Annotated in this window: 16 protein-coding genes; 6 read left to right on the top strand and 10 right to left on the bottom strand. The window is 72.4% G+C overall.

Annotated features, from left to right (window positions below; genetic code table 11):
- Nucleotides 1–34: 34 nt before the first annotated feature.
- Entirely contained in the window at nucleotides 35–487 is a 453-nt protein-coding gene (locus AC0HI0_RS02565; RefSeq protein ID WP_480930607.1) for a MarR family winged helix-turn-helix transcriptional regulator, read from the top strand.
- A gap of 70 nt (nucleotides 488–557) precedes the next feature.
- Here AC0HI0_RS02565 and AC0HI0_RS02560 read toward each other — a convergent pair whose 3' ends face one another.
- The 6 genes from AC0HI0_RS02560 to AC0HI0_RS02535 all read right to left on the bottom strand — a co-directional run bounded on the left by AC0HI0_RS02560 (nucleotide 558) and on the right by AC0HI0_RS02535 (nucleotide 6750).
- The gene (locus AC0HI0_RS02560; RefSeq protein WP_480930606.1) at nucleotides 558–1214 is read right to left on the bottom strand and encodes an HAD-IA family hydrolase; all 657 of its coding nucleotides are present in this window, start codon (nucleotides 1212–1214) and stop codon (nucleotides 558–560) included.
- A 31-nt stretch (nucleotides 1215–1245) separates the two neighbouring features.
- A complete protein-coding gene (locus tag AC0HI0_RS02555) occupies nucleotides 1246–2475 on the bottom strand; it encodes a hypothetical protein (RefSeq protein WP_480930605.1) in 1230 nt (409 codons plus the stop codon).
- A 13-nt stretch (nucleotides 2476–2488) separates the two neighbouring features.
- Nucleotides 2489–3394 carry a tagatose-6-phosphate kinase gene (locus tag AC0HI0_RS02550; protein WP_480930604.1) on the bottom strand — a complete coding sequence of 302 codons (906 nt, stop codon included), beginning with the start codon at nucleotides 3392–3394 and terminating at the stop codon, nucleotides 2489–2491.
- 485 nt (nucleotides 3395–3879) lie between these two features.
- Nucleotides 3880–4542 carry a ThuA domain-containing protein gene (locus AC0HI0_RS02545; RefSeq protein ID WP_480930603.1) on the bottom strand — a complete coding sequence of 221 codons (663 nt, stop codon included), beginning with the start codon at nucleotides 4540–4542 and terminating at the stop codon, nucleotides 3880–3882.
- A gap of 35 nt (nucleotides 4543–4577) precedes the next feature.
- The gene (locus AC0HI0_RS02540) at nucleotides 4578–5762 is read right to left on the bottom strand and encodes an FG-GAP repeat domain-containing protein (RefSeq protein WP_480930602.1); all 1185 of its coding nucleotides are present in this window, start codon (nucleotides 5760–5762) and stop codon (nucleotides 4578–4580) included.
- A gap of 424 nt (nucleotides 5763–6186) precedes the next feature.
- The gene (locus tag AC0HI0_RS02535; protein ID WP_480930601.1) at nucleotides 6187–6750 is read right to left on the bottom strand and encodes a hypothetical protein; all 564 of its coding nucleotides are present in this window, start codon (nucleotides 6748–6750) and stop codon (nucleotides 6187–6189) included.
- 118 nt (nucleotides 6751–6868) lie between these two features.
- Here AC0HI0_RS02535 and AC0HI0_RS02530 point away from each other — a divergent pair, with 118 nt between their 5' ends.
- The 3 genes from AC0HI0_RS02530 to AC0HI0_RS02520 all read left to right on the top strand — a co-directional run bounded on the left by AC0HI0_RS02530 (nucleotide 6869) and on the right by AC0HI0_RS02520 (nucleotide 8661).
- The gene (locus tag AC0HI0_RS02530; RefSeq protein WP_480930600.1) at nucleotides 6869–7198 is read left to right on the top strand and encodes a helix-turn-helix domain-containing protein; all 330 of its coding nucleotides are present in this window, start codon (nucleotides 6869–6871) and stop codon (nucleotides 7196–7198) included.
- Between the two features lie 174 nt (nucleotides 7199–7372).
- The gene (locus tag AC0HI0_RS02525; protein ID WP_480930599.1) at nucleotides 7373–7771 is read left to right on the top strand and encodes a hypothetical protein; all 399 of its coding nucleotides are present in this window, start codon (nucleotides 7373–7375) and stop codon (nucleotides 7769–7771) included.
- A 344-nt stretch (nucleotides 7772–8115) separates the two neighbouring features.
- Nucleotides 8116–8661 carry a DUF4360 domain-containing protein gene (locus AC0HI0_RS02520; protein WP_480930598.1) on the top strand — a complete coding sequence of 182 codons (546 nt, stop codon included), beginning with the start codon at nucleotides 8116–8118 and terminating at the stop codon, nucleotides 8659–8661.
- A 142-nt stretch (nucleotides 8662–8803) separates the two neighbouring features.
- Here the strand turns inward: AC0HI0_RS02520 and AC0HI0_RS02515 are convergent, their stop codons facing one another.
- Together AC0HI0_RS02515 and AC0HI0_RS02510 are read right to left on the bottom strand one after the other, a co-directional pair.
- Nucleotides 8804–9100, bottom strand: coding sequence for an STAS domain-containing protein (locus tag AC0HI0_RS02515; protein ID WP_480930597.1), 297 nt, complete (start codon nucleotides 9098–9100; stop codon nucleotides 8804–8806).
- Entirely contained in the window at nucleotides 9097–13248 is a 4152-nt protein-coding gene (locus AC0HI0_RS02510) for a SpoIIE family protein phosphatase (RefSeq protein ID WP_480930596.1), read from the bottom strand. The genes AC0HI0_RS02515 and AC0HI0_RS02510 overlap by 4 nt, the downstream gene beginning before the upstream one ends.
- Before the next feature lie 315 nt (nucleotides 13249–13563).
- Here AC0HI0_RS02510 and AC0HI0_RS02505 point away from each other — a divergent pair, with 315 nt between their 5' ends.
- Nucleotides 13564–13920 carry an STAS domain-containing protein gene (locus AC0HI0_RS02505; RefSeq protein ID WP_480930595.1) on the top strand — a complete coding sequence of 119 codons (357 nt, stop codon included), beginning with the start codon at nucleotides 13564–13566 and terminating at the stop codon, nucleotides 13918–13920.
- 269 nt (nucleotides 13921–14189) lie between these two features.
- Here the strand turns inward: AC0HI0_RS02505 and AC0HI0_RS02500 are convergent, their stop codons facing one another.
- The gene (locus AC0HI0_RS02500) at nucleotides 14190–14435 is read right to left on the bottom strand and encodes a hypothetical protein (protein ID WP_480930594.1); all 246 of its coding nucleotides are present in this window, start codon (nucleotides 14433–14435) and stop codon (nucleotides 14190–14192) included.
- A 390-nt stretch (nucleotides 14436–14825) separates the two neighbouring features.
- On the opposite strand from AC0HI0_RS02500, the gene AC0HI0_RS02495 reads away from it, so the two are divergent.
- Nucleotides 14826–15011 carry a hypothetical protein gene (locus tag AC0HI0_RS02495; protein WP_480930593.1) on the top strand — a complete coding sequence of 62 codons (186 nt, stop codon included), beginning with the start codon at nucleotides 14826–14828 and terminating at the stop codon, nucleotides 15009–15011.
- Between the two features lie 35 nt (nucleotides 15012–15046).
- Here AC0HI0_RS02495 and AC0HI0_RS02490 read toward each other — a convergent pair whose 3' ends face one another.
- Nucleotides 15047–15259, bottom strand: coding sequence for a hypothetical protein (locus AC0HI0_RS02490; RefSeq protein ID WP_480930592.1), 213 nt, complete (start codon nucleotides 15257–15259; stop codon nucleotides 15047–15049).
- Between the last annotated feature and the right edge of the window lie 166 nt (nucleotides 15260–15425).

Here is a 15425-nt window from a genome sequence, read left to right as displayed (position 1 = left end):
TTGATGCAACATTGACTCGGTGAAGGAGGTTCCGATGTCGCAGGACGCAGCGCCGCCGGCGAAGATCGAGCTGCCGACCGAGCTGGAGCGCCGCTGGCACGGCCTGCGGCTGTCCGCCGGCCGGGTCAACGAGCGCCTGGAACGGTCGCTCGCGCCGCACAACCTGTCCCTGTCGGAGTACACGGCCCTCGCGGCCCTGGCGCACTCCGACGACGGCGGGCACCTGCGTCAGCAGGCGCTCGCGGACGCCGTGCCGCTCAACCAGAGTTCGCTGAGCCGGTTGGTGACCCGGCTGGAGCGGGAGGGCCTGACCGAGCGCTACCACTGCCTCAACGACAGGCGCGGCGTCTACACGCAGATCACCGACGAAGGCCGCCGCAAGGTCGCCGAGGCGCGCGAGACCTACCTGGAGACGCTGCGCGAAGCGCTCGCCGAAATGGCCCCGGACGACCTGCTCACCAGCCTGTTCGCCGCCGAGACCGCCTGACCGGCCGGGTTCCGGTGCCGCGGACGGTCGGCCGGGTTGTCCCGGCCGACCGTCCGCGGCGACCGCGCGGTCAGGGAGTCGTGACCCGCCCGCCGACGGAGAGCACCAGCCCGCCGTCGTCGTAGCGGGCGCTGATCGCGGTCAGGTCGGGAACGCCGAGGACGACGTCCTCACGCGGGCCGAGCTGGGGCCCCTCGACCCCGACGACCCGCATCCCCGCCGCACGCGCGGCCAGCACCCCGCTGCGGGCGTCCTCGACGACCACGCAGTCCTCGGGCCGCACGCCGAGCAGGCGCGCCGCCGACAGGTACCCCTCCGGTGACGGCTTGCCCTCCGTCACGTCGTCGGCGGTGATCAGCACCTCCGGCTCCGGGATGCCGACGGCCTCCAGCCTGGTCGTCGCGACGAACCGGGTGCCGGACGTGACCACCGCCCACGTGCCCGGACGCAGGCTCCGCACGAGGGCCGGCGAACCGGCGACCGGTTCGAGCGACGCCGCGTCGGCCACCTGCTCCGGCTCCAGGGCGAGCGCCTCGGCGGGCGCGTCCAGGTCCGGCGCGACGATGCGGATCGTGTCGACCGCCGGCCTCCCGGGGGTGAGCGCGACGACCTCCTCCGGGTCGAACCCGCGACGCAGCGCCCAGCGCCGCCACATCGCCTGGATGGCCGCCTCCGAACTCACGAGCACACCGTCGAGGTCGAACAGCACAGCGGCGCAGCGGATCATGTCGCCTCTCCTCCGGGTTCCTGGCGTCGATTCACTCCGGCAGCAACGACAGGTGCCGCCGCAGGTCGATCCGGCCGTGCTCCTCCAACTGCGCCACCGCGTCCTCCAGGAACAGCACGCCCAGCAGGTAGTGTCCCGCCGCCAGCTCGATCGGGCTGAGGTCCACCGCGCTGCCCGCGCCCTCGCGCTTCTTGATGTCCGACAGGCGGCAAGCCGCCTCCGCGAGCAGGTGGAACGCGTGCGAGAGCAGCAGCCGGTCGCGCCAGCCCGGGTCCTCGGCCACCAGCGCGCGGACGTCGTCGTGGTCCTCGATGAACCCGACCAGCCGCTGCGCGGCCGACCGGTAGGCCGGGTAGAGACCGCCTCGGTGCGCCACGGCCACCGCGCCGTCCGCGACGTGGTCGATGACGAACCCCTCACGCAGCCCGACGTCCCAGACGGTGAGGCTGAACAGCACCTTCGCCAGGTCGTAGACGACGTCCCAGTCCTGGACCGAACCACGCGGGTCGATGATCCTAAGCGGCGGGTCCGCCGGAGCGGTCATCAGCACGTTGCGGGTGTTCAGGTCGCCGTGGGCCGGGAAGTGCAGCCGCGTCGGGTCGACGCCCGAGGTCAGCTCCGGCCGTTCGCGCAACAGCTTCGCGATCACCAGCGGGTTGCGGCACGACCGGCCGTTGACGGTGATCCGGTCGTGGTCGACGTAGTGCGCGGGCAAGTGCTTGCTCAGCAGCCAGAACCGCCGTTCGAGCCGGTCGGCGTGGATGTCGGCGATGGTCCCCGGACCCACCTCCGTCCGTGAGAGCCGCCACCCGTTGTCGGCCAGCGCGGTCAGCGCCGACCCCAACTGCGTGAAGAACCGGTCCACGTCGGGCGTCGCGGAACGCAGGCACGCCGCCACGTCCTCGCTGGGGTAGAACGGCATCGTGTACGCCGCCCAGTCCGAACCGTGGAACTCCCGCAGCTTCTCGGTGTAGACGGCGGCGAGGCCGGGCGCGTCCGCGCGGATCTTGTCCAGTTGCCGCAGCTTCACCCGGAACGAGTCCAGGTCGTGGCCGTCGACCGCGCCGGGCACGTCCACGAGGAGCTTGAGCACTTGGCGCGATCCGTCCCGCATGCGCAGCTTCACCAGGCGCGCGGGCGAGCCGCCCTCGGTGAGTTCGGCCTCGACGGTCGCGGACAGCTCCGCGCCGAGTTCGGCGATGAGTTCGTCTTCCCGCCGCCCGGTGTCGGACGTGGGCGGGGCGGTCGTCGTGGTGGTCATCTCCGGTTCCCCCTCACACGCCGCTTGCGGTCAGCGCGACCGGGAAGCGCGCGTGGTGGTTGGTCCGCAACACCACGGTGTAGCGCTCGATCGCCCGTTCCACCGCCGTGCGCAGCCGGGTGTCGAGGTCGAAGCCGCGCAGCCCGGCGACTTCCTCGGCCACCTGCTTGATCTCGCGGAACTTCTCGGTGTTGTAGGTGTAGTGGCCCGCGATGACCGCGCGGTCGTAGTCGGTCGCCTTGGTGTCCGGCGACATCCACTTGGACCACGAGTTCGACTCGTAGGCCAGGGCCAGGAACCGCTCCAACTGCACGCGCAGGCCCAGTTCGTCGAGGGCCGCGACGAACTCCCGGGTTTCCACCACGCCGAACTCCGGCGCGATGTTCACGGCGTGCACGCCCGCCGCGTCCAGTGTGCGGATCGTCGCCTCGTCCAGGTAGTCGCAGTTGTGCGCCTTGAGCGCGATCCCGCGCCGCTCGGTGATCTCGACCAGCGCCCGCACGGTGAACGCGACGGCGGCCGGCGCGGTGATCATCGCCCCGACGTTGCGGACTTCCTGGACCTTGGTCGCCGTCTGCGCGACGATGAACGTCGGCTTCGGCAGCTTCTCCTGGTGCAGCAGCGACAGCGCCTGGTCCAACTGCTCCTCGAACTCGGCGGGCTCGTTGGTGTCGTGCCCCTGGTCCTCGAAGCCGATCTCGAACATCGTCGAGGCGCCGATCGAGCGGGCGTACTCCACGCACTGGCCGTACAGCTCGACGGCCCGGCGGATCGCGAGGTCCGGGTCCGCCACGCCGTCGAGGTCCATCGAGGTGTCGATGTGCAGGAGGTCGAAGCCTCGGCGGATGTCCTCCTGGTAGGACGCCAGCGCCGAGGCCATCGCGGCGTAGCCGTCCAGCCGCTCGTCGCGCTCGCGCACCGACTGGTAGGGCCCTCCGTGGTCACGGCATAAGAGGATCAGCCGGCTCGGGTCGTTCGACCGCACGTAGTCGGAGAACGCGGCGGTGTCCCAGCCCTCGACGTAACCCCCGCCCTGCGAACCCGCCTCGACCTGGCGGCGGCTGGGGATCAGCATCAGGGGCTGGGCGTACCGGGCGGCCACGGCCAGCGCCGCGTCGACGGCGTTGCGGGACATGGGTCCCACGCCGACGCGGGACGGTACGTGGAACGGTTGGTTGTCGGTCATGGTGAAGTTCCCTCTCGGGCTCGACGGGCTCCGCCACCGCGGGGCGCGGGACGGTCGGTGGGTGCGTTCGCCGCGCGCACCGGGCGGCGGCCGGGGAGTGCTCCCGACCGGGATGTTCGTGCGGACGGCCGCGTGCTCGAATCACGACCCCGTGCCCGAGTCACGGTCCCGTGCCCAAGGACGGGACCTGTCCGCTCCGCGTGATCGGTGTGAAGACGTCAGTCCCGGGCCGCGGCCCACGCGATGCCCTGCAACAGCAGGGTCGTGGAGTCCGGCACCCGGAGGTCGGCCAGGTAGTGGCCGACCGAGGTGTAGAAGACCCGGCCCGCGCCCCACCGGCGAGTCCAGGCGACCGGCGAGGTGTGCCCCTCGATCCACGGCACGTGCTCGCCGGTGAACGTCGTTTCGGCCAGCACCTCGTTGGCCGGGTCGACGTGCATGTAGTACTGCTCGGAGGCGACCTCGAAATCCGCCACGCCGGCCGTCACCGGATGTCCACTGTGGACAACCCGGACCCGGTAGGGCACCCGCACGCCCTCACCGCCGGGGTGGGACACGCAGTTGCCGCCGACGATCATGTTGTACAGCAGGCTCGCCCGGAACGAAGCGCCCATGCCGTGCCAGCCCGCGACACCCAGACCTCCCGACACCGAGCGGGAGAACCGCTCGGCCACACCGGGGTCGAGGTCCTCGGTGGGGTGGCTCTGCGTCCAGCCGACGATCACGGCCGCGAAGTCGGACAGGTCGTCGCCGAGGTGCGCGGGGTCGAAGGTCACCTCCACCTCGAACCCCAGTTCGTGCAGCTTCGGGATCAGCCAACCGGCGACCTCGCCGGGTTTGTGCCCAGGCCAACCTCCGCACAGGTACAGCAGTCCAGACATGGTTCCCCCGGGGGAAGAGACTCGGATGCGCGTGGTCAGCTCCGCAACGACCGGTTGTAGGCGACGACCACCTTCGGGTCGTCCGCCACGAAGTAGCCGGGCGTGCTGTAGCCGATGGTGGCGAAGTCGAGGACGCCGTCGCCGTCGAAGTCCGCCACCGCGATCCGCGCGGCCGACTCCGGTGACACCAACTTCCTGTCCCACAAGCCTTTGGCCGCATCGACGGCCTTGTAGTGCACCACGCCCTGCCAGGGCTCCGGACCCCGCAGCGCGACCAGGAACTCGTCGTCGCCGTCCTGGTCGAAATCGGCGCACACGAGGTCGTGCCCCGGGCCCTCGCCGGACTCGTTCGGCTCGCCGTAGACGTCGAGGACCGTCCGCGTCCCGTCCTCCGCGTAGACCACGACCGTGTTGCCGTGGAACGGTTCCAGGGAGGCGATGTAGGTCGTGCCGCTGCTCGCGAGCACGCCGCGCGAGGCGGTGTTGCCGCCCTGGTACCCCGTCTGGTCGACCTGGCCGCGCTCGCCGGGCCCGACGGGCTCCGCGTGCCACCGGCCGTCGACGTCGAGGTCGAGCCGGGTGACCCCTTCGGCACTGGACACCAGCAACGGCTGCCCGGCACGCGGTCGGGAGCGGTTCGCGGGCGTCACCTCGTGCACGACGGAGTAGGAGGTGACGTCGATCGGCTCCTCCCGCCACGGCTCGGACTCCGGCCGGTCGGGCCGCACGTAGGAGGTGAGCCGCACCGGCTCCCGCACCGCGCCGGGCCCGCCGCCGGGACCGACCATCGGCGCCGCGACGACGCGGTGCCTGCCGTCCGCGCCGGGGCCGAGCGCGAGGACGCGGTGCGCGGAGCACAGCCGGCCGATGTCGTACCGCGTCCACGCTCCGTCCGCGCCGGGATTGCGCAGCCACGAAACGCGTCCGCTGTCGGGAGCGCAGTCACGCAGGGTCGCGCCGTAGTCGTGGCAGACGACGATGTCCAGCGTGCCGTCGCCGGTGATGTCGGCGGTGTCCAGCGCCACCGGTCGGTGCAGCGTCACGATGTCCCGTCGCGTCCACGTGGGATTCTCGAACCACGCGATCCGGCCCTCGGCGACGCCGGACACGACGAGGTCGACCCGACCGTCACCGTTGAGGTCCGCTGCCTGGATCCAGTAGCCGTCGGTCAGTCCACTCGCGACGACTTGCAACTCGAAGTTCGGCGTGATGATCGACATGCGACCCCCAGGGGCGTGGTCGACAGGTTTACATGCGCAGTCATTGATGACTTGCGCAATGTTGGCATGTGCATAGGCCGCCGGCAAGGTGCGCCCACGAACAGCCCGGACACCTCACGGGACCGTTCGGCGTCACGACGGACACGTCCCGCTCGACAGATTGGGCCGAGCGGTGCAGCCGGCACCCGCCACCGGGCATCGAGCGAGGTGGAGGTGACACGTATCACAGCCGGTACAGGGGGTCGAAACCCTGCGGGAGACCGAATTCAGCGCTTCCCGACGCGCAAATACGCGACCGGCGTTCGCAATTGGCGGCAATGTCGGGGAACCCCCGTGAAGCGGCCCCACATCCGGACCTGAGCGCACTCCGAGGGCCGGATCGGACAAAGCAGGCCAAATGCGGTGGGATTCGAACCTGTCGCGTTCAGCCCAGGTATCGCTCGGCCGCCGCGGCGTAGTCGTCGACGGTCAGGAACGGCGTCGTCGGGGGCCTCGCGGCGTGGGGCTTGAGGATCAGGACGCGGTTCGGGCCGAAGATCGTGCGGGGCGGGGACGGCACCAGGCCCTCGATCCCCCGGCCGCCCCGGACGGCGGCCACCAGGTCGCAGTCCGCGATCAGGCCGTCCGCGCGCAGGTACCTGATCAGCCAGGGTTCGTCGTACTCGGTGACGCTGTAGCCGACCACCCAACCGCTGTCCACGTGGTGGAAGCGCTCCAGCGAGATGTCCGGCTTCCTGCCCAGCAGGCCGCGCCGACCCCGGATCCGCACCGGCTCGTGGCGGTACACCGGTTCCGGGGCGACGCCTCGACGGGTCATCAGGTCGATGAACCCGCGGGCGGCCTCGGCACCGGCGGCCGTGCGGCGGGCCCGGATCGCCGCCTCTTTGTCCTCGCTCTTGCGTTGTTCCTCGCGCCTTCGGCGCAGTGCGTTCTCGATGTCACCGCTGGACACGCCGGTCTCCCACTCGTCGTCCGCCCTCTTCGGCACGTCGTCACGAGGGCGGGCCGGTGTTACAGGCCGTCCACGATGGACCCGATCGGGTTGCAAAGCGAGGAATGGGCGGTGCACAGGACGACCGTTGTCCGCGCAGTACTATGATGGGTACGTGACCCCTGAACACCCACCACGGTTGTGGGACTACATCCAGCGGAACCTGGACAACCGCGACCTGACCACCGGCGACCTGGCCAAGGCGACCGGCGTCCACCGCAGCCGGTTCACCCAGTGGCGACAAGGACGGTCGATCTCGGTCGCCACGGCGCGGTCCATCGCGACCCTGTTCGGCACCAACATCGTCGACATCCTCATCGCCGCCGACGTGCTCAGAGCCGACGAAGTCCACCTGCACCGACCCCGACCCGATTCGTCGCTGCTCACCGACGGGGAACTCGTCGCCGAACTCAAGCGCCGCCTCGCCCGGGGCCGCCGCGGCTGAACGCCCCGGGGCCGCGCCGTCCACTGTGGACGGTGCGGCCCCGGGGCGTTCAGCGGGTCACCACCAACCGGTGCAGCGGCCGACGGTACCCGCTGCCGCCCCCGGTACCCGTTGCCGCACCCGTTGCCGCACCCGTTGCCGCACCGACACGAGCGACCCGAAGGGAACCACACCATGCCCGCCGAGGCGGACCCCCAGCACCGGTCGTTCCTGTCCTACGGCAACGGCTGGCCGGACTTCTACATGGGTTCGGCGCTGCTGGGCACCGAGGACCTCGGCCAGGGGCCGAACTGGGCGAAGGTCCACGAGATCCTCGACGCGCTCTACGAAGGCGCGGACGACCCGAACGCGCTGCCGCCGCGCGAGGAGATCTACCCGTTCACGGTCAGCGAGGACACCGCGTCGGTGTTCGTGTTCTGGCGGGGCAGCGAACTGGAGGAGGGCGGGCACACCGTGCTGTGGCTGCCGTGGTCGGACACGGACCCGATCCCGAACTTCTTCGAGTTCTTCCGCATGGTCTACCAGGAGTACGAGTCCGAATTGGACTCCGACGAGGCCGGCGACGAGTCCTGACGCCGGCGCACCTCTCGGACACGACGCCCCGGGCGCGCGGGCCGGTGCCGGCCGGATCGTCCGACGGTGCCGGGGATGGACTCACCCGGTGACCGGATGACGTCCCGGCTGACCGGATTGTCGTTGTCCTCCCGGCGTTTCCGGCAGTCGGGCCGAGGGGGAAAGACGCGTGTTCAGCACGATCGGCCATCCGGTGGAGTCCCGTCACAGGTGCTCCCGCTACCGTCTGGTGCGGCCGCCGCCGAGCACTCGTTCAGAGAGGTTCGTCAATGTTGACCATGGCAGCGGCAACGCTCTTGGTCCTGTCAACGGTGATTCCCGCCGGCGCGGCGGAGGATCCCGAGGTGCCCGAGATCCCGGGTCGGGCCGAGGTGGTGGCGGTCAACGGGTCCGGTTGTCCCGCCGGGACCGCCGACGTCTCCGGTCGCGGTGGGACGTTCAGCGTCACCTACGACGCCTTCGTCGCACGGGCGGGCGGTGGCGCGGATCCGGTCGACGCCCGGAAGAACTGCCAGTTGGGCGTACGGGTCGACCTGCCACCGGGCTACACCTTCGGTCTCGCCCGGACGTCCTACTCGGGCTTCGCCCACCTGGGAGCCGGCGCGAGCGCGTTGCACCGCGTCAGCTTCTACTTCCAGGGCTCGACGGCCACCACCGCGGTGGACTTCCCCTACAGCGGGCCGTTGAACGACGGGTGGCGCTCGTCCTACCGGCCGGACGCCGACGAGATCGTCTACGCCCCGTGCGGCGGCGATCGCATCATCAACATCAACTCGGAGCTGCGGGTGAACGCGGGCACGTCCAACCCGGCCGAGCGCAACCACATCCGGGCGGAGTCCAGCCAGGGCTCCGTCCAGGCCAAGCACGAGTTCGCGGTCAAGCCCTGCTGAACGGCGGGATCGCGGACGACCCGCGGGGCGACCTGATGTCCACTGAGGACTGAACGGTCGGATCGCCGGCCCCCGGGCGCAACCGGCCCGGACCTCGCGCACGCGGGGTCCGGGCTCCGCGCACGACGGCCGGGCGCGGCGGTCAGGGGTTCTCGCGGACCCGGACCGTGGTCACGGCGGTGAGCCCGGAGACGGTCATCACCGGTTCCAGCAGGGGCGTCGCGACCAGCTCGATGCGGTCGGCGTGGGCGAACAGGACGCTCAGGCCCGCGCTGTCCAGGTACTCGACCTCGGTGAGGTCAACGACGAGCCGGCCCGGCAGGTCGTCCAGGGCCGCGGCGAACGTCGGCGTGTTGCTCATGTCGATCTCGCCGGCGACCTTGAGCAGCGCGGTCCCGTCGGGGTCCCGGCCCGGCGTGAGGACGAGCGGTGTGGTCATCGGGGAATCCTCAGGTGCATGTCCACGGTGGTGCCCACCGGGCCGGGGGTGACGGTGACGTGTTCCATCATCGCCCGCATCACCGCGACGCCGCGACCTCGGTGGGCGTTGTGCTCGGGCTCGGGGGTCTTCCAGCGACCGGCGTCCACGACGCTCAGGTACAGGTCGCCGACCAGGGCTTCGGCCCGCAGCCGGATGTCGCCGGCGCTGCCCCGGTAGCCGTGCTCGATGGCGTTGGCGCAGGCTTCGCCGGCGGCGACCAGCACGCTCTGCACGGTCTGCGGCGGCAGGCCGCACTTGGCCAGCCAGCCCCGCAGGGTCTTGCGGACCGGGGCGAGCCGGCCGGACTCGGCGGGGAAGGTCAGGTCCAGCGGGGCCGGGTGGCGGTACAGCAGCAGCGCCACGTCGTCGTCGTAGCCGCCGGTCGGGGCCAGCCGGGTCATCACCTGGCTGGCCAGGTCGTCCAGGGCCGCGTCGCGACCTTGCTGGACGGCTTCGCCGGCCTGGTCGATGCCCACGGTCAGCGGCCGGCGGCGGCGTTCCACCAGGCCGTCGGTGTACATCAGCAGGGTCGCCCGGGGCGGCACCGCGCACTCGGCTTCCGGGCGCGTGGCACCGGGGCGCACGGCCAGCGGGATCGAGCGGCCCTGGTCGAGCAGGGCCGTGGTGCCGTCCGGGTGGGCGAGGATCGCGGGCGGGTGGCCGGCGCTGGAGTAGGTCAGCTGCCCCGTTTCCGGGTCCAGCACGCCGCAGAAGACGGTCGTGCACATCGCGCCGGGCAGGCCGGCCGCGAAGTGGTCCAGCGCCATCAGGGTGCGGGCGGGGCCGATCTCCTGGAGCAGCAGGGCGCGGCACGCGCTGCGCAGCTGCCCCATGACGGCGGCGGCTTTGAGCCCCCGGCCCACGCAGTCGCCGACGACGATGCCGATGCGGCCGTCCGACAGCGCCACCGTGTCGTACCAGTCGCCGCCGATCTCCAGCGGGCGGGCGGCGGGTTCGTAGCGGACCGCGAAGCCGTCGGGCAGGCTGGACGGGCCGAGGATGGCGCGTTGCAGGGCCAGCGCGGTCTCGCGCTGCTGGTCGATCTGGTGGGCCCGGGTGAGCCCCTGGGCGAGGTGGCCCGCGAGCAGGGACAGCAGCAGTTCGTCCTGGGCGCTGAACGGGCGGCGCTCGTCGAGGTCGAGCCGGAGCACCATGGTGCCCTCGGGGTGCTCCAGGGTGATGCCGACGCCGGTCGTGCCGTCGGTGGCCGGGCTGAGCCCCGGCCGGTCGCGCAGGTCGGTGAAGGACGCGCGCTCGCGCTCGGTCAGGTCGGCCCACGTCCGGTCGTCGGTGGCGGTCGCCGAGGGGGCGGCCTGGTCGGTGAACAGGACCGCCGCGACGCGGCGGGCGCGCCACAGGTCCTTGAACTCCTCCAGCGCGCCGGCCAGCGCCTCGGGCAGGCTGGCCGACTGGGACAGCCGCAGGCTCAGCGCGGCCAGCGCCGTGTCGCGCTGGACGGCGTGGTGCTCGGCGGTGACGTCGCGGAAGGTGCCCACGACGACGGTGCGCCCGGTGTCGGGGTCCTGGGCGGGGTTGAACGAGACGCTGATCCACAGCCGGTGGCCGTCGCGGTGGGTCACCGGGACGGTGCAGCTGCCCTGGTTCCCGCCGGCCAGGCCGGTGAACGCGGCGGCGAACTGCCGGCGGGCCTCCGGGTCGGCCTCGGCGTCGGGCCACCACGGGTGCTCCGGCCGGTAGGGCAGGCCCTCCGGGCCGTAGCCGAGGATGTCGACGAACGCCGAGTTGATCTCGATGACGGTGTTGTCGTCGTCGCAGACGAAGAACGCTTCCTGGAGCGAGTCGATCAGCGCGGTGCGCCACCGGGCGTGGTGGTTGCGCAGGCGGGACAGCTCGACGTTCGCCCGGACCCGGGCCAGCAGCTCGGCCGCGGCGAACGGCTTGACCAGGTAGTCGTCGGCACCGGCCTGGAGGCCCTCGATGGACGCCTCCTGCCCGGCGCGGGCGGACAACAGCAGCACCGGCACGGCCGCCGTGCGCGGGTCGTTGCGCAGCGCGCCGACCAGGGCCAGGCCGTCGAGGCGGGGCATCATCACGTCGCTGACGATCAGGTCCGGCGGCCGGGTGCGGGCCGCTTCGAGGGCGGCGGCGCCGTCGTCGACGGTGCGGGTCCGGTAGCCGGCACCGGTGAGCAGCCGGGTGAGGTACTCCCGCATGTCGGCGTTGTCGTCGGCGACCAGCACCGTCGCGGGCTGCGCCGGGCCCGTCCCGGTGTCGGCCGGCGGGAACTCGTCCGGGGACGGTCCGCCGCGCTCGTCGGGCAGCCAGCGCAGGGCTTCCCGCAGGTAGGGGTCGGCCGTGGCGGACACCGCGGCGGCCGACGCGTCCGCGACCAGCGACCCGGCGGGCAGGTGGGCGGAGCCGAACCGCAGCCGGATGGTGAACCGGGTGCCGCGCCCCAGCTCGCTGTCGGCGGAGATGGTGCCGCCGTGCAGGCCCACCAGCTCGCGCACCAGGGCCAGGCCGATGCCGCTGCCCTCGTTGGAGCGCGACCGGGCGTTCTCGATGCGGTGGAAGCGCTCGAACAGCCTGGGCATCTCGCCGGGCGGCACGCCGATGCCGGTGTCCTCGACCACCACCACCGCGTGGTCGCCGTCGGCGCGCACCGAGATCCCGACCGAGCCGTCGAAGGTGAACTTCAGCGCGTTGCTCAGGAGGTTGAGCACCACCTTCTCCCACATGCCCCGGTCCAGGTGCACCGGCTCGGGCAGCGGCGGGCAGTCGACCTCGTAGGACAGCCCGGCCTTGTCGATCGCCGAGCGGAACACGCTGGCCAGCTCGGCGGTGGCGGCGGCGAGGTCGACCGGCTCGTAGCGGGCCTGCATCCGGCCGGCCTCGATGCGCGAGAAGTCCAGCAGCGTGTTGACCAGCTTGCCCAGCCGCAGACCGTTGCGGTGCACGACTTCGAGTTCCTCGCCGGCGCGCGGGTCCGACCCGGCCAGCCGGTCGCGCAGCTCCCGCACCGGGCCCATGATGAGGGTCAGCGGGGTGCGGAACTCGTGGCTGATGTTGGAGAAGAAGGTGGTCTTGGCGCGGTCCAGCTCGGCCAGCTCCTCGGCCCGCCGCTGCTGGGACTGGTAGCTGCGGGCCGCGGTGAGACCGGCCGCGACGTGGCCGGCGACCAGTTCGACGAACCCCCGGTAGCCCTCGTCCAGCGGCCGGTAGCGGTTCAGGCCGACCACGAGGAACCCGTGCGACGCGGCCCCCTGCTGCTGCAACGGCGTGACCAGCGCCTGGCTGGGCGGCTCGGCCCAGGCGCCGTCGGGCAGCCCGGCGAACGCCGGGCCGTCCAGGTCGACCAGCGCGGACTCGCCCCGGGCCGGCTCGCCGGCGGGCCACGGCCCGGCCTCGCCGGCGTGCAGCGACAGCGGGGCGGCCGGGTGGCCGGGCGCGATCCCGGTCGCCGCCGCCAGCCGCGCGGAGCCGTCCTCCCCGAACAGGTAGGTCAGCGTGAAGGGCAGGTCCCAGCCGTTGCGCTCCAGCTGGCGGCCGGAGAACGCGAGGGTCTCCTGGTCGGTGCGGACCACGCTGGGGTCCGAGCCGAGGTCGCGCAGCGTCGCCATCCGCCGCTCGCCGATGACCCGGTCGGTGTCCTCGCTGACCACGCACAACATGCCCACGACGGTGCCGTCGTCGTCGCGCAGGGGGCTGTAGGAGAACGTGTGGTAGGTCTCTTCCGCGTAGCCCGACCGCTTCAGGAACAGCCGCAGCGCCTCGTCCCAGGTGGCCTGGCCGGTGGTCAGCACGGTCTCGATGCGCGGCCCGATGTCGTCCCAGATCTCCGCCCACACCTCGGCGGCGGGCCGGCCAAGCGCCCACGGGTACTTGCGCCCCAGGGTGTCGCGCCGGTAGGCGGCGTTGCAGAAGAACGTCAGCTCCGGGCCCCACGCCAGCCACATCGGGAACCGGGAGGACAGCACGATGCTCACCGCCGTGCGCAGGCTCTGCGACCAGCCGGCCGGGACGCCGAGCGGGGTCGCCCGCCAGTCCACGGCGGCCAGGTCGCGGCCGACCTCCTCGTCGGCCTCGAAGACGTCGACGCCGCCCGCCGCCGGCGGTTCGTGCTCGACGTCGTCGGAACGCGCCACGGGACACCCCTTCGCCCACCAGCCCACGTCCGGGGCACCACGCCCCGGCGCCCGGGTCGCCGCAAGGCCGTCGACGACGGCGTCGCGGTGACATGATCCTTAGAATAGGTCAGCGACTCCGGCGCGGCGCGCGGCGTCGACCGGGATCGGGAAGGGCGGGACGGGCATGACGGACGGGTGGTGTCGCGGACCTCGCCCACCGGTCGGGCAACGGCCGACGGGTGCGGTGTACCGACGCCGGCATCCGGGAAACCCGGACCGCGGTCCCCGGACCGCGCGCCCGGCACCAGCAGCACCCACGGCACAGGAGACCCGGTGAACGATCCTGCCCTGACCGTCGAACTCGACCGGTCCTCCCCCGGCCTCACCGTGCTGCGGGTGGCCGGTGAACTCGACCTCGACACGACGCCCGAGCTGCTCGCGGCCCTCGACGCGGTGCCACTGGGCACCGACGCCGGGCTGGTCGTCGACCTGGCCGGGCTGGCCTACTGCGACTCCACCGGCATCACCGCCCTGATCACCGCCCACCAGCGGGCGGCGGCGGCCGGCGGCTCGTTCAGCCTGGCCGGCGTCACCCCCGACCTGATGCGGGTGTTCCACATCGTCGGCCTGGACCAGCTGTTCGCCTTCCACCCGACGGTGGACCAGGCGGTCGAGGCCCAGCGGACCTGACCGCCCGGCGGTTGCGGCACCGCCCCGTTCCGGGACCGCGAGTTCTCACCGGGCGGGCCGTGCGCGCGGCCGGCCGCACCCGTACCGGGGCAGCGTGGTCTTCGGCGACGCGGACGTGCCGTCGAGCACGTCGACCAGGTCGCCGCCCACCCCGGACGAGCTTCGCCCTGGTGCCGCCCAGGTCGTGCACGGCGATCACGGTGCCGCCGTCGATGCCGCAGTGGTGCGCGAAGACGGCGGGCTCCGGGGGTGCGGCTGCCGGTCGAGCGCTACCGGGAGTGCCCGGAGTTGGCGTGGGGCCGCTTCCAGGTGATCGACACACAGGCCGGCAGCGAGCGCGGGTCGTGCCGCTGCTCCTCCGCCGCGTCCCACCACATCGGCGTCCGCACGGCGAGCCGGTCGTCCCGTGCGAGGTTCTCGGTCATGCCGACCTCCTCGCCGTAGTGCAGGACGGGCGTGCCGGGCAACGAGAACAGCACGCTGTAGAACATTTTCGTGCACTGCGGATCGTCCATCGTGGACGGTAGGCGGCGGTGCAGGCCGCGACCGTAGAGCCGCATGTCTCCGTGAGCGCGTGGACCAGCGGCAGCGGGCCGAACACGTTGCCGCGCCACCGGTCGTGGGCGATCGCCTCGGCGCGGTCCTCGTCCGGCGCCCGGCTCAGGTGTTCGAACCCGACCTCCTCGGCGCGGCGGACCGCGTCCAGGAGCCCGGCCGGGTGGATCTGCTCGTGCGAGGCGTGCACACCGATGACGGTCATGCCGTGTCACGTATCGACGGCGTGACCCTGGCGAGACCGATCGCGGCGGGCGAGGACCGGTGCCGGTGCCCGCCGAGTGGATCGCCCGTGGACGGGGTACCCCGGGGTGCCAGTTGGACCCACCAGACGGAGCAGGAGCACAGCCATGGTGCAACCGACACCTCCCGGCCGCACGCCACCACCCGTGCCCGAGCCGTTCCCGCCGCGACCGGTGCCCGGCGAACCCGTGCCCCGGGAACCGGAGCCCTCGCCCGCCACCGAACCGCCGGTCCCGCCGACGCCGGAGCCGCCGCCGCCGACCCTGCCCGACCCGCCGCCGCCGAACCGCTGAGACGGCCGCCGGGAGTCCACAAAGGACGTACGGGGTCAGCCCGCGTCGCGGAGGTCCCTCCGCCACCAGACGTAGGTCGCGATCACGTCGACGACCGACAGCCCGACGACGGCGGCGATCGTCAGGACACCGCCCGGCCAGCCGAAGACCGACCAGCCGGCCGTGACCACGAGCAGGAACACCAGGCGGAACCGGACCTCCCGCCGTCCGGCCGGCTGGTGCCGCAACCACCGCGCAAAAGACCTCACACCCCATTGTGACGTCCGGCCGCTCCGCTCGGGCGGATTCACCGGTGCCGATTCCCCGCGACGCGGCGGTCGATTCCGCCGAATCACGGTCCGCCGATTCGGCGGAATCGACGAACAGGCCGTCGTCACACCGGGTTACCGTGGCCGAACTCGATTTCCCGGCACG

It is taken from the genome of Saccharothrix sp. NBAS 001 (assembly GCF_056640475.1).
This window is presented reverse-complemented; position numbering and strand designations above follow the sequence as displayed.